Below are 12,461 nucleotides of genomic sequence, written 5' to 3'. Positions count from 1 at the left end.
TGGATGGCGATTGTGTATCCAACTGACTCAGCGTTGCGTCGGCAGATCCCGAGCGCGTCTGTAGAAGAGAAAGACTTACCCCCCTTGATCAAGTACCTCTTGCGCCGAGCACTCGGCTGGCTGCTCATGATCGTGGTCGCCACGAACCTCACGTTCTTCCTGGCGTGGGGCTTCCTCGATCCGCGCAGCAACTATGTCGGGCGCCGACCTCCGCTCTCTCCTGAGCAGATCGACAACGTCCTGATCCCGCGCAACCTCAGCGACACCGTCCCGCTGATCGAGCGGTGGTGGAACTGGTTCAGCGGCATCCTCTTCCGCTGGGACTGGGGTGTGAGCCCCACCGGGCAGTCGGTCAACGAGCAGGTGTCCTACCGCATGTGGGTCAGTGCCGAGCTGGTGCTCGGCGCGACGATCATCGCGGCGGTGCTCGGCATCTGGCTCGGCGTCTACACCGCCTCCCGCCAGTACAAGCTCGCCGACCGTATCGGTCAGGCGACATCGATCATCACGATGAACGTGAACATCATCGTCGCCGGCCTCGCCGTGGTCCTCCTCGCGATCGCCCTCAACGAGTGGACCGGCGTCCGCATCTTCTACGTCACCGGTTCATCGAGTCCGGGGGTGACCGGGTTCTTCCCCGTCCTCGTCGACACGCTGCAGCACCTCACTCTCCCGACGATCGCACTCGTGATCGTCGGTTACGCCCAGTACCACTTCCTGCAGCGGTCGCTCCTGCTCGACAACATCAATGCCGACTACGTGCGCACCGCCCGCGCCAAGGGCCTGACCAAGTCGCAGGCGATCCGCAAGCACGCCCTGCGAACGTCGCTCATCCCGGTGGCCACGCAGGTCGCCTTCACGATCCCGACGATCTTCACGGGCGCCGTCCTGACGGAGCGGATCTTCGCCTGGCAGGGCATGGGGCGGTACTTCCTCGACACCATCAACAACAACGACATCAACGGCGTGGTCGCCGTCGCCGCCTTCGGCGCCGTGCTGACCGCGATCGGCGCAGTGCTCGCCGACATCGTCGTCGTCGTTCTCGACCCGCGAGTGAGGGTGAGCTGACCATGACCACCGATATGATCGACCCCCTCGTCGAGCCGCCGGCAGCCCCGCCGACCGCCGATCGCGCCTCGGGCAAGTCGCTGTCCAAGTGGACGCTCTACACCCGCCGATTCATGCGCAACAAGCCGGCTGTGGGAGGTGTCATCGTCCTGGTCGTGCTGATCATCTTCTCCACGGTCGGCCCCCTGCTGTCTCCGTATGCCGTCGACAGCATGGACTTCCTGGCGCTGAGCCAGCCGCCGTCCGCCGCGCACTGGTTCGGAACCAACGGCGCCGGTAACGACACCTACACGCAGACGGCGATCGGTCTGCAGCGCTCTCTCATGATCGCTGTCACCGTCTCCGTCGGCACGACGATCCTCTCGGCCCTCGTCGGCACCGCTGCCGCCTACTTCGGCGGCTGGTTCGAGCGGTTCGCCCTGCTGTTCATCCACTTCATGATGGTTGTCCCGACCTTCCTGCTGCTGTCGATCATCTCGAACGACTCCGGCGGCGTGTGGTGGGTCATCGCCTTCGTGATGATCTTCGTCGGCTGGTTCTTCCCGGCCCGCATCATCTGGACCATGACGCTGTCGCTGCGCGAGCGCGAGTACGTCCAGGCAGCGCGCTACATGGGCGTGCGTGGCCTGCGCATCGTGACCCGGCATCTGATCCCGAACATCGGATCGCTGCTGGTGATCAACTTCACCCTCGGCATCGTCGCCGCCGTCACCACCGAGACCGGGCTGTCGTTCATCGGCTTCGGCGTCAAGATCCCCGATGTCTCCCTCGGTTCGCTGATCGGCGAGGGCAGCTCCTCCATCATCAGCTCCCCGTGGCTGTTCTACTTCCCCGCGCTCGTCCTCACGCTGCTCACCGTCTCCATGGCGCTCATCGCCGACGGACTGCGCGATGCCCTCGATCCCACCTCGGCTGCAGGAGGCCGCGCATGAGCCCTGTACTCTCCGTCCGCGACCTCAAGGTCAGCTTCGCTTCCGAGTCCGGTCGAGTCGACGCGGTCCGCGGCGTCTCCTTCGACCTCGAAGCCGGAAAGACGCTCGGCATCGTCGGAGAGTCGGGCTCGGGCAAGTCGGTCACCTCCCTCGCCGTGATGGGGTTGCTCGACGAGAACGCCAAGGTGACCGGCTCGATCGTCTTCGACGGTCAGGAGCTCCTTGGCAAGACCGATACCCAGCTCTCCGCCATCCGCGGCAACGGGATCTCCATGGTCTTCCAGGACCCGCTCACCTCGCTCACTCCCGTCTACACGATCGGTGCGCAGCTGATCGAGGCGCTGACGGTGCACCGCAACCTCAGCGTCAAGGAGGCGACCACCCGGTCGATCGAGCTCCTGAAGCTCGTCGGCATCACGGAACCCGAGAAGCGGATGAAGTCCTTCCCGCACGAGTTCTCCGGTGGAATGCGTCAGCGCGTCGTCATCGCCATCGCGATGGCCAACAACCCGAAGCTGATCATCGCCGACGAACCGACCACGGCGCTGGACGTGACGATCCAGGCGCAGATCCTCGACCTGATCGAGAAGGCCCAGGCCGAGACCGGCGCCGCCGTCATGATGATCACCCATGACATGGGCGTCGTCGCCCGCACGGCCGACGATGTGATGGTCATGTATGCAGGCAAGCCCGTCGAGCAGGCACCGGTGCGCGAGCTGTTCCATCAGACGCGGATGCCGTACTCGATCGGCCTCCTCGGTGCGATCCCCCGCGTGGACAAAGCCGAGAAGGAGCCGCTCACGCCGATCAAGGGCAATCCCCCGCTGCTGATCAACCTCCCGGATGCGTGCCCGTTCGCCGACCGCTGCCCCATCGTCATGGACGCCTGCCGCACCCGCGAGCCTGAGCTGCTGCCCGTGCTCACCGGCGGCGGCGAGGAGCACCTTGCCGCGTGCATCCGTGCGAACGAGATCACCGACGGCGGCCTTCTCGGCGGCCTGCCCGTGTACCCGGTGCGCGAGGAACTGGACAGCGCACTGACCCGCCTGCCCCGCGAGGAGCGACCCATCACGCTGGAGGTGAAGAATCTCACGAAGACCTTCCCGCTGCTCAAGGGCGCGTTCCTGAAGCGCAAGGTCGGCGAGGTGCACGCGATCAAGGGCATCAGCTTCGACGTGCGCGAGGGCGAGACCCTGGCCATCGTCGGCGAGTCCGGTTCCGGCAAGACGACGACGCTGCTGCAGATCATGGACATGGTGAAGCAGACCGACGGAGATATCATCATCGCCGGCACCAGTGTCAACGACATCCGCAGCCACAAGGTGGAGCGGGACCTGCGACGCGACATCCAGATCGTGTTCCAGGACCCGATGGGGGCGCTCGATCCCCGTATGACGGTCGCGGACATCATCTCGGAGCCGCTGTCGGCCATCGGCACTTCGAAAGCCGAGGCTCACCGCCGTGTGCAGGAGCTGATGGATCTCGTCGGACTCAACCCCGCACACAGCGATCGTTTCCCTCAGGCGTTCTCGGGGGGTCAGCGTCAGCGAATCGGCATCGCCAGGGCCCTGTCCACCAACCCGAAGATCCTGGTACTCGACGAGCCGGTCTCCGCGCTCGACGTATCGATCCAGGCCGGCGTGATCAACCTGCTCGACGATCTCAAGGTCAAGCTCGGGCTGTCGTACCTGTTCGTCGCGCACGACCTGTCCGTCGTTCGGCACATCGCCGACCGCGTCGCCGTGATGTACCTCGGAGACTTCGTCGAGCACGGCGATGTGGACGATGTCTTCGACAATCCGCAGCACCCGTACACGAAGGCTCTGCTCTCCGCGATCCCGGTGCCCGACCCCGATATCGAGCGCACGCGCGAGCGGATCGTGTTCGATCCGGCGACGGTGACCGCTCGACCCGTCGCCTCCTGATCGAGCGACGGTCACCGTCCGGTAACGGTTAGTCCAGATTCACTCGCCGCAGGGGCATTCGTGCACGCGGCGAACTATTCTCCCCTTATGACACGCCGCAAGGCGAAAGGAGCACCATGAAGCAGTACAAGCTGATGGGAGCGCTGGCACTCACCGGCGCTTTCGCACTCGCGCTCAGTGGGTGCGCTGCCGGCAACACCGGTAGTGGCGACAATGGCGACGCCGGCGAGAAGACCGACGTCGAGATGGCGAACTACAACCCCCAGCCGCGCGAGAACCTCAAGGAGGGTGGCACGGTCAACTTCGCCATCCGCGAGGTGCCGCCGCAGCTGAACTCGTTCAACAGCGACGGCAGCGCCGACACCGCGCGTATCGCCGCGTGGTACATGCCGCAGATCATCCTCATGAAGCCGGATGGCACGCAGTACAAGAACGACAACTACCTCTCCGAGTGGAAGAACGAGGTGAAGGACGGCAAGACCGTCCTGACCTTCACGTTCACCGATGAGGCGCACTGGAACGATGGCACCGACATGGACTGGACTGCCATCGACGCCACGTGGAAGGCCAACCGCTCGTACGACGAGGGCTTCAACCCCAACGCCACCGACGGCTACAAGGAGATCGAGTCCGTCGAGCAGGGTGACACCGCGAAGACCGCGATCGTCACGTTCAAGGGTGAGTTCGCCTGGCCGCAGATGCCCTTCAACGGCGGCGTGATCCACCCGGCACTCGCCGACCCGACGACGTTCAACGAGGCGATGATCGAGAACCCGCACCCCGAGTGGGGCGCAGGTCCGTACACGGTCAACGAGTTCGACGCCAACAAGGGCTACATCTCGTTCAAGCCGAACCCCGAGTGGTGGGGCGACGCTCCGCTGCTCGACGAGGTCACCATGACCGGCATGGACGCCCAGGCCGGCGTCAACGCCTTCAAGAACGGTGAGGTCGACATGGTCGAGACGGGCTCGCAGGAGCTCATCGACCAGGTCAAGGACGTCGACGGCGCAAAGGTGTACCGCGCGCAGCAGACGGCCAACACCATCCTGCAGGTCGACTCGACCAAGCCGCAGTTCGAGGACGTCAAGGTCCGCGAAGCATTCTTCAAGGCCATCAACATCGACCAGCAGAAGCAGATCGCCTGGAACGGCCTCGGCTACGAAGAGGACCCGGCCGGCTCGCTGACCCTGTTCTCGTTCCAGCCCGGCTACTCCGACTCCATGAAGGAGGCCGGCTGGAAGTTCGACGTCGAGGGCGCCAAGAAGCTCCTCGACGAGGCCGGCTGGGAGGAAGGCTCCGACGGCATCCGCGAGAAGGATGGCGTCAAGCTCTCCGTCGTCTACCCGATCTGGGCCGACTCGGCGACGCAGAAGGCTCTCGCGCAGTCGCTGCAGGCGCAGGAGAAGGCGATCGGCATCGACGTCAAGGTCGAGGTCCGTCCGGCCAGCCAGTTCTCCGAGGACTACACCTCGAAGAACTGGGACGTCTCCGGACTCCGCTTCACCTCGTCCGACCCGTTCGGTGCCGCCTGGTTCTGCCAGCTGTACTGCTCGGACTCGGGTCTCAACCTGTCGGGTGTCGGTGACGCCGAGCTCGACGCCGAGATCAAGGACAAGGTCGAGTCGCAGAGCGACCCCGAGGCGCAGACCGCTGCCGCGATGAAGCTCGAGCCGGAGATCTACAAGCGCTGGGGCCTCATCCCGCTGTACAACGGACCGCAGATCTACACCGTCAAGGAAGGCCTGGCGAACCTCACGCCCGAGCCCTACGTCGGACTGGACCTGTTCGGCATCACCCCGGTCGAGAACGTCGGCTGGGAGAAGTAACACCCTCTGACACGAATCGTGTCGAAGCGGGGCCGGTGGTTCATCCACCGGCCCCGCTTTCCTTATGCTGAACCCGTGAGCGCACAGATCGTCTTCGTGCACGGCATCCGCACCTCGGCCACGATGTGGCGGTCGCAGGCCGTCTATCTCGAGGAGCGGGGACACGCCTTCACCGCCGTCGACCTTCCCGGCCACGGATCACGGATGCAAGAGGACTTCACGCTGCACGAGGCGCTGCACACGATCGACGTCGCAGTGCGCGCGGCCGCTGACAAAGGACCCGTCGTCCTCGTCGGCCATTCCATGGGCGGACTGCTCTCGCTCGCCTACGCCGGCGGTGCCGAGGCTCCGCCGATCGCCGCCCTGGTCGCCGCCGCCTGCACGTCGCTGCCCCGCGGCACCGGTCTCGCCGCGTACCGCCTGTTCGCCCGCGCCGTCGACTCCCTCCCCGATCGTGGGATGTGGCTGACACGCCAGATGCTCGCCGCCACCATCCCTCTCGAGAACCGTTCGGACTTCGCCGCCGGCGGCTACGCGCTCGACACGCAGGACGCCGCACTGCGCAGCCTCGCCGCACTCGACATCGCCGCAGCCGTTCCCCGCATCACCGTTCCGCTGTGGTTCGTGAACGGGCAGTACGACCAGTTGCGGCTGAACGAGCCTCTGTTCCGGCAGCTCGCACCACATGCGGAGCTGATCGTCGTGCCGCGCACCACCCACCTGATCACCGCGATGCGACCGGAGATCTTCAACGCCGTGCTGCAGCTCGCCATCGCGACCGTCGAGCAGGCGGAAGCAGCGCAGGCGGATGCAGAAGACGTGGACGTAGAGGAGCTCGCTGCGCGCTCACGCCGCCGTGGACGGCTGCCGAGCGAACGCCGTGAGGAGTCCGCCGACCAGTGACAGCACGGCGGCTGCGACGAACACGAGCCAGAACCCGCCGACGAGTGCGACCAGGCCGGCTCCCAGCACCGGGCCGATGAGTTGTCCGAGGGCGGCCGTCACGTTGACGATTCCCAGATCCCTCGCGTGGTCCTGCGCATCCGGGAGGAGATCGGCGGCGAAAGCGAGGCCGACCGTGGAGAACGCCCCGTATCCGAGCCCCATGAGGGCCGCGGCCACCATGGTCATCTCGAACGTCGGGACGAGCGCGATCGCCACCCCGGACGCCGCTTGCACGACCGTTGCGGCGACCGTGAGCGTTCTCCTGTTCCCGGTGCGGTCGGACACGATGCCGGTGACCACGGAGGCGAGGACGACGAAGACCGTGTACACGACGATGAGCAGCAGCAGATTGTCCTGGGCTGTCGCGCTGGGCTGCCCGAGGCCGTGCAACAGGAAGAACAGGAACAGCGCGGTGCCGAGGGCATTCCCCACGTTCGTCACCAGTCGACCGGAGAGCATCCACGCGAAGTCGCGGTCGCGGAGCGAGGCGAGCCGGCGCCCTCCGCTGCGCTTAGGCCTCAGCGCCTCCGTACTCGGCGGATCCGGCAGCAGGAGTGCGGTCGCCGTGCCGACGACCGCGATGATCCCGGCGAGCAGCCAGTACCCCTCGCGGGTTCCGAGGCCGAGGAGTACCACGAGCCCCACTCCGACGACGATGCCGACGGCCTGGCTGGAACCGACCGCGGCAGATGCGGCACCTCGCTGCGTCGTCGGCAGCTGATCGGCGATGAGCGCGGTGAAGGCCGCCGATGACACGGCGACGCCGATCGACACGCCCACCCAACCTGCGCCCACGGTCCACGGGCCGTCGGCGTAGCCCGTGAGCACGAGGCACACCGCCGTCAGCAGAACCCCTCCGATCGCCCAGGGGCGACGGCGGTGTCTGCCTGCAGCCGCACGGTCCGAGAGCGCACCGGCGGCGGGACCCGCGAGGATGCCTGCGAGCCCGCCGATGCCCAGAACCAAGCCCGAGGAGACGACCCCGCGAATCCAGTCGTCTTCCGGAGTGTCGAGCTGCAGCGGGAGGAGGAGCTGCACCGGAGTGAGCTGCACGGTCCAGATCGCCAGCCAGGCGAGCGTGAACAGCGACATCCATCGCGCGCCGGCTCGTATGGTGCGGGGGTGCTCGGAGGTGTTCATCGCTTTTCCCCCGCTGCACGCGAACTCCGGATGACCTCTCGGTACCAGTCGTACGAGGCTTTGGGCGTTCGCTCGCCCGTCTCGAAGTCGACGTGGACGAGGCCGAATCGCTGGGTGTAGCCGTCGGCCCATTCCCAGTTGTCCAGCAATGACCACACCGTGTACTCCTCCACCGGCACTCCGGCCGAGATCGCATCGCCGACGGCCTGCAGATGCCCGGCGAGGTACGAGATGCGGTCGGTGTCCTCCACGCGGGTCGCGCGCTCGGGCTCGGGGAAGGAGGCGCCGTTCTCCCCGATGATCACGGGCGGCATGTCGGGATGGCGACCATGCAGGTCGATCAGCAGGTCGCGCAGCGCGCCGGGCATGATCGGCCATTCGGGACCGAATCCGGTGACCGGAACGCCGGGCGTCGGCACGATGTCGAAGGGGATCGGGCTTCCCTCTTCGGCGTTCGTGACCGTCGTCGGATTGTAGAAGTTGACGCCGTAGAAATCGATCGAGTGGCCGATGGCTTCGAGGTCGCCTTCCGGCGCGGGCATCGAAGGCAGGCCGAGTGCTTCCAGGTCGGGGTAGGTGCCGGCGAGGAGCGGCTCGCTGAAGACCCTGTTGTGGATCAGGTCGTAGATCGCCGCGGCCTCATGGTCTTCGGCGGTGTCACCCAGCGGCAGGACCCAGGTGTGGTTGTTGACCAGACCCACCGCGACAGCACCGCGATCTCGGAGCACCGCCGCTGCGCGGGCGTGCGCCAGCAGTTGATGATGGGCGGTAGGCAGGGCACCGAACAGGAGTCGCTTGCCTGGCGCCAATGCGCCGACCGCATACCCCTGGAGGGTCGTCATCGCGGGTTCGTTGAGGGTGTACCAGTTCTGCACCCGATCGCCGAGGCGATCAGCCACAAGCGCCGCATAGTCGGCGAAGCGCTCGGCGGTGTCGCGCTCGAGCCACCCGCCGTCGGCTTCGACGCTGCTCGGCATCTCCCAGTGGTACAGGGTGGGGAACGGCTGGATCCCGGCGTCGAGAAGCATGTCCACGACGCGCGAGTAGTGGTCGAGCGCTGTGGTGTCTCCCGGACCCAGGCCGTCGGGCTGGACGCGAGCCCACGGGATGGAGAACCGGTATCGGTCGAGTCCGAGACCGGACGCGAGAGCGACGTCGCGTTCGGGGCGCCGGTAGCTGTCGCACGCGGGGTCGGCCATGGATCCGTCGATGACGGCACCCGGCCTCTCGAGGAAGTCGTCCCAGATTGATCGCCCGGATGCACCGGTGGGCCGGGAGCCCTCGATCTGGAAGGCGGACGTCGCTGCGGACCAGCGGAGCCCGGAGGGCATGGGCGAACGGGAGGGCTCGAGGGTCATGTGGCTCCTAGACATCAGTGTCGGGATAATGATGATTCTGCACCCGGTACCGTCGAATCCGCGACTGAGTCTCGCGTTCTCGCCGCCGTTTCGCGTCAACGGCCCGTCTGCTGGTAGACTCGACTCTTGGCTTGCGTGTGGGTTCTTCCCTCACGACCGCTGTGCAGCAGCCCTCTTCTGCTGCCGGCATTCCGAACACTCCTGTACAGAAAGCGTCCACACGTGGCAAACATCAAGTCGCAGATCAAGCGCAACAAGACCAACGAGAAGGCTCGCGAGCGCAACAAGGCCGTGAAGAGCGAGCTCAAGACGGTCATCCGTACCACTCGTACGGCCGTCTCCGCCGGCGACAAGGCAGCCGCAGAGGCCGCCCTGAAGAAGGCCGCCGTCAAGCTCGACAAGGCCGTCAGCAAGGGTGTCCTGCACAAGAACCAGGCGTCGAACCGCAAGTCGGCTCTCGCCAAGCAGGTCGCTTCCCTCTGAACCGACGCTTCTGAGAAAGGCCCGTCCCGATATCGGGGCGGGCCTTCTTCGTGTTCGGGGTGAGCGCACCCGGCGATGGACTATTCGCCGAAAGGCTGTCGTGTGGCGATGACCGTCACCATGCGCTCCAAGGCAAAGATCGGATCGCGCGCGGCACCCTTCACCTCGCCGTCGGCTCTGGCCGTGGCCTGGATCGCCATCCCGAGCGAGCGCTCGTTCCAGCCCGCCAGATCGCGACGGGCACGGTCGACCTGCCAATCCTTCATCCCCAGGCGCTGCGCGAGTTGACGGCTCGGCTCGCGGTTGCCGGCCACGCGGGCCATGGTGCGCAGCTTCATCGCGAAGGCTGCGACCATCGGGACCGGGTCGGCCCCCGAGGAAAGTGCGTGGCGGAGGGCCATGAGCGCCTCGCCGTAGCGGCCGGCGATCGCGGTGTCGGCCACGACGAACGCCGAGACCTCGACTCGTCCGCCGTAGTACTTGGTGACGACCTCCTCGGTGATGTCGCCGTCGACATCGCCGATGAGCTGCTGGCAGGCTGCGGCCAGCTCTGTGAGGTCGTCGGCGAACGCCGAAACCAGGGCGCGCAAGGCCGGAGGAGCGATGCGCTTCTTCGCCGCGCGGAACTCACCGGCTGCGAAATCGACCCGATCGCCGTCGCGCTTGATCGCCGGGCAGGCGATCTCGATGCCGCCACCGGAACCACCGCGAAGAGCGTCGAGGAGCTTCTTGCCCCGCACGCTGGCTCCGGTGTGCCGGAGAATGACCGTCGCCCCCTCCTGCGGGTGGTCGAGGTACGACACCGCCTCCTGGATGAACGCATCCGAGCACTTCTCCACGCCGGAGACGCGCACCAGACGCGGTTCTCCGAACAGGGACGGCGACGTGAGCGACAGGAGCGTCCCTGGCGCGTAGTCGTCGGCGCGTACGTCACTGACTTCGAGCGCAGGGTCTTCGGCGCGGAGGTAGTCGCGCACACCGGCGATGGCCCGCTCGGCGCAGACCTCTTCCGGACCGGAGACCAGCACGACCGGGGCCGGGCGCGGCTCGCGCCAGGAGACCTGGGGGATCTTGGTGGGCTTCGCGCCGCCGCGGGAAGGGGTACGCGAAGCTGCCATGGAACCAGCCTACCGGCGGTCGCCGACATGGCTCCGCCGTCACGGTGGCGTCTTCTCGGTCCAGATCTGCAACTCCCCGTCATCGAGTGCGAGCAGGATGCGCCCGTGCACGTCGGTACGGAGCACGCGTGCACCGGCGTCGGTCAGAGCATCGATCGTCTCGGCGCGGGGGTGCCCGTAGTCGTTGCCCGCTCCGACGCTGAACAACGCCACGCGCGGCCGGATCCGCCCATACAGCTCTGGATCCTGATCCGCGCTGCCGTGGTGAGCCACCTTCACGACCGCGTACGGAGCGAGTCCTCCTGTCCTCTGCAGCATGCGCTGTGGTGCGGCGGAGAGATCGCCGAGGTAGAGGGAGCGCGGCACACCTCCCCCGGCGAATTCCAGCACGACGCTCGCGTCGTTGCCGGAGGGGAACGCCGGTGACCGGCGTGGCGGCCAGAGCACGCGCCAGGCGGCATCGCCGAGCATGCCGCGCCGTCCCGCCGATGCCTGCTCGACCTCGGCTCCCTCATCGGCGAGGTCGTCGATGAGGCGTCGATCGGGCCGATCAGTCATCGGACCGTGAAGGACCGTCGACACCCGCGCCTGCACAGCTGCGGTCCCGCCGACGTGATCGAGGTCGAAGTGCGTGAGCACCAGAAGATCGATGTGCTCGATGCCGAGCGACCGCAGACAGGTGGACAGCAGATCCGGATCGGGCCCCGTGTCGATCAGCGCCACCCGGCCTGCCGAGCGCACGAGCACCGCGTCGCCCTGCCCGACGTCGCACACCGCGATCGCCCAGCCATCCGGGGCCGCCGCGGTCGCCAGCGGTCCATCGAGGAGTACACGTGATCCGGCGAGCGAGAGCACCACCACGAGCACCAGCGCCGCAACCCGCCTCAACCAGCGAGAGATCCGCCCGGCTGGAGTCGCCTCCGTCGAGCTCGGAGCGCGTATGAGGACTGCGGCGATGGCCGCGCTCAGCAGAGCCACCAGGAGCGCACTGCCGAGGCCCGCCGGCGCGGCGACCTGCGCGCTCGGAAGCTCCGCCGTGGTGGTGGCGGTCGTCGCGATCCAGGCAGCGGGGAGCCACGCCGAGGCCGCAAGGAGATCGGCGAGCATGGGCAGCGGTGCGGCCAGGCACGCGACGAGTCCGATCACCGTCGCGACCGGCGCCGCGGGCGCGGCTATCAGATTCGCAGCGACTCCGACCAGGGACTGCTGCTCAGCGAACAGCGCGATGATGGGGCCGCACGCGAGCTGCGCGGCGAGCGGGACCGCCAGAGCCAACGCGACGGGTCCTGGCACGGCTCGTCTCAACCCGTGGGCGAGAGACGGGGCGAGCAGGATCAACGCCCCCGAGGCGACGACCGACAGCGCGAATCCTGGCGTCGCCGCCAGCCACGGATCCGCGACGAGTATCCCCGTTGCGCACAGAGAGAGCACTCCCGCCCCGGCGCTCGGCCTCCCGCACAGGATGGTCAGCATCCCCGCCGCTGCCATCACCCCAGCCCGGACGACGCTCGGCTCCGGAGTCACCAGCACGACGAAACCCGCCAGGCCCGCGAGCGACAGCAGGACGCGCAGCCAACGGCCGCCCCCGCAGAGGGCCGTGAGCCAGAAGATCGCGCCGACGACGATCGCGCAGTTCGCACCGTCCAATTTGCAGTCAAGGGGTGAG

The 12,461-nt window shown here is 67.1% G+C and carries 10 protein-coding genes; 6 read left to right on the top strand and 4 right to left on the bottom strand.

All coding sequences use genetic code 11. The features are described 5' to 3' along the window. Positions 1-84: 84 nt before the first annotated feature. The 5 genes from FFS56_RS04545 (at position 85) to FFS56_RS04525 (ending at position 6,654) form a co-directional block, all read left to right on the top strand. Complete coding sequence (locus FFS56_RS04545) at positions 85-1,068, top strand: ABC transporter permease (protein ID WP_046749205.1); 984 nt, start codon at positions 85-87, stop codon at positions 1,066-1,068. Between the two features lie 2 nt (positions 1,069-1,070). Next, positions 1,071-2,000 (top strand): ABC transporter permease, encoded by a 930-nt coding sequence (locus FFS56_RS04540; RefSeq protein WP_046749206.1) that lies wholly within the window; start codon positions 1,071-1,073, stop codon positions 1,998-2,000. Then, on the top strand, positions 1,997-3,925 hold the full coding sequence (locus FFS56_RS04535; RefSeq protein ID WP_127012113.1) for an ABC transporter ATP-binding protein: 1,929 nt from the start codon (positions 1,997-1,999) through the stop codon (positions 3,923-3,925). The genes FFS56_RS04540 and FFS56_RS04535 overlap by 4 nt, the downstream gene beginning before the upstream one ends. Positions 3,926-4,041: 116 nt before the next feature. Further along, positions 4,042-5,751, top strand: a complete 1,710-nt coding sequence (locus FFS56_RS04530) for an ABC transporter family substrate-binding protein (protein WP_046749208.1) — start codon at positions 4,042-4,044, stop codon at positions 5,749-5,751. Between the two features lie 75 nt (positions 5,752-5,826). Beyond that, the gene (locus tag FFS56_RS04525; RefSeq protein ID WP_082108723.1) at positions 5,827-6,654 is read left to right on the top strand and encodes an alpha/beta fold hydrolase; all 828 of its coding nucleotides are present in this window, start codon (positions 5,827-5,829) and stop codon (positions 6,652-6,654) included. Here the strand turns inward: FFS56_RS04525 and FFS56_RS04520 are convergent. Together FFS56_RS04520 and FFS56_RS04515 are read right to left on the bottom strand one after the other, a co-directional pair. Further along, positions 6,598-7,836 (bottom strand): MFS transporter, encoded by a 1,239-nt coding sequence (locus FFS56_RS04520; RefSeq protein ID WP_127012112.1) that lies wholly within the window; start codon positions 7,834-7,836, stop codon positions 6,598-6,600. The two genes, FFS56_RS04525 and FFS56_RS04520, sit on opposite strands and share 57 nt — an antisense overlap. After that, positions 7,833-9,194 (bottom strand): family 1 glycosylhydrolase, encoded by a 1,362-nt coding sequence (locus tag FFS56_RS04515; protein ID WP_127012111.1) that lies wholly within the window; start codon positions 9,192-9,194, stop codon positions 7,833-7,835. The genes FFS56_RS04520 and FFS56_RS04515 overlap by 4 nt, the downstream gene beginning before the upstream one ends. Positions 9,195-9,416: 222 nt before the next feature. Between FFS56_RS04515 and rpsT the strand changes: the two genes are divergently transcribed. Next, the gene (gene rpsT / locus FFS56_RS04510; RefSeq protein ID WP_017830351.1) at positions 9,417-9,677 is read left to right on the top strand and encodes a 30S ribosomal protein S20; all 261 of its coding nucleotides are present in this window, start codon (positions 9,417-9,419) and stop codon (positions 9,675-9,677) included. Between the two features lie 80 nt (positions 9,678-9,757). Here rpsT and holA read toward each other — a convergent pair whose 3' ends face one another. After that, the gene (gene holA / locus FFS56_RS04505; RefSeq protein WP_046749211.1) at positions 9,758-10,795 is read right to left on the bottom strand and encodes a DNA polymerase III subunit delta; all 1,038 of its coding nucleotides are present in this window, start codon (positions 10,793-10,795) and stop codon (positions 9,758-9,760) included. Positions 10,796-10,834: 39 nt separating this feature from the next. Beyond that, positions 10,835-12,442 (bottom strand): ComEC/Rec2 family competence protein, encoded by a 1,608-nt coding sequence (locus FFS56_RS04500; protein WP_137772104.1) that lies wholly within the window; start codon positions 12,440-12,442, stop codon positions 10,835-10,837. Between the last annotated feature and the right edge of the window lie 19 nt (positions 12,443-12,461).

Origin of the sequence: Microbacterium sp. Beta (assembly GCF_005502545.1) — a bacterium.
GTDB classification, from domain to species: domain Bacteria; phylum Actinomycetota; class Actinomycetes; order Actinomycetales; family Microbacteriaceae; genus Microbacterium; species Microbacterium oxydans.
The sequence above is the reverse complement of the archived record's forward strand: the minus strand, read 5'-3'. Positions and strand labels throughout refer to the sequence as shown.

Coding starts and splice junctions, on each gene's coding strand:
- holA (WP_046749211.1), bottom strand. CDS start 10,795: ATGGCAGCTTCGCGTACCCCTTCCCGCGGCGGCGCGAAGCCCACCAAG.
- FFS56_RS04535 (WP_127012113.1), top strand. CDS start 1,997: ATGAGCCCTGTACTCTCCGTCCGCGACCTCAAGGTCAGCTTCGCTTCC.
- FFS56_RS04515 (WP_127012111.1), bottom strand. CDS start 9,194: ATGACCCTCGAGCCCTCCCGTTCGCCCATGCCCTCCGGGCTCCGCTGG.
- FFS56_RS04520 (WP_127012112.1), bottom strand. CDS start 7,836: ATGAACACCTCCGAGCACCCCCGCACCATACGAGCCGGCGCGCGATGG.
- FFS56_RS04540 (WP_046749206.1), top strand. CDS start 1,071: ATGACCACCGATATGATCGACCCCCTCGTCGAGCCGCCGGCAGCCCCG.
- FFS56_RS04530 (WP_046749208.1), top strand. CDS start 4,042: ATGAAGCAGTACAAGCTGATGGGAGCGCTGGCACTCACCGGCGCTTTC.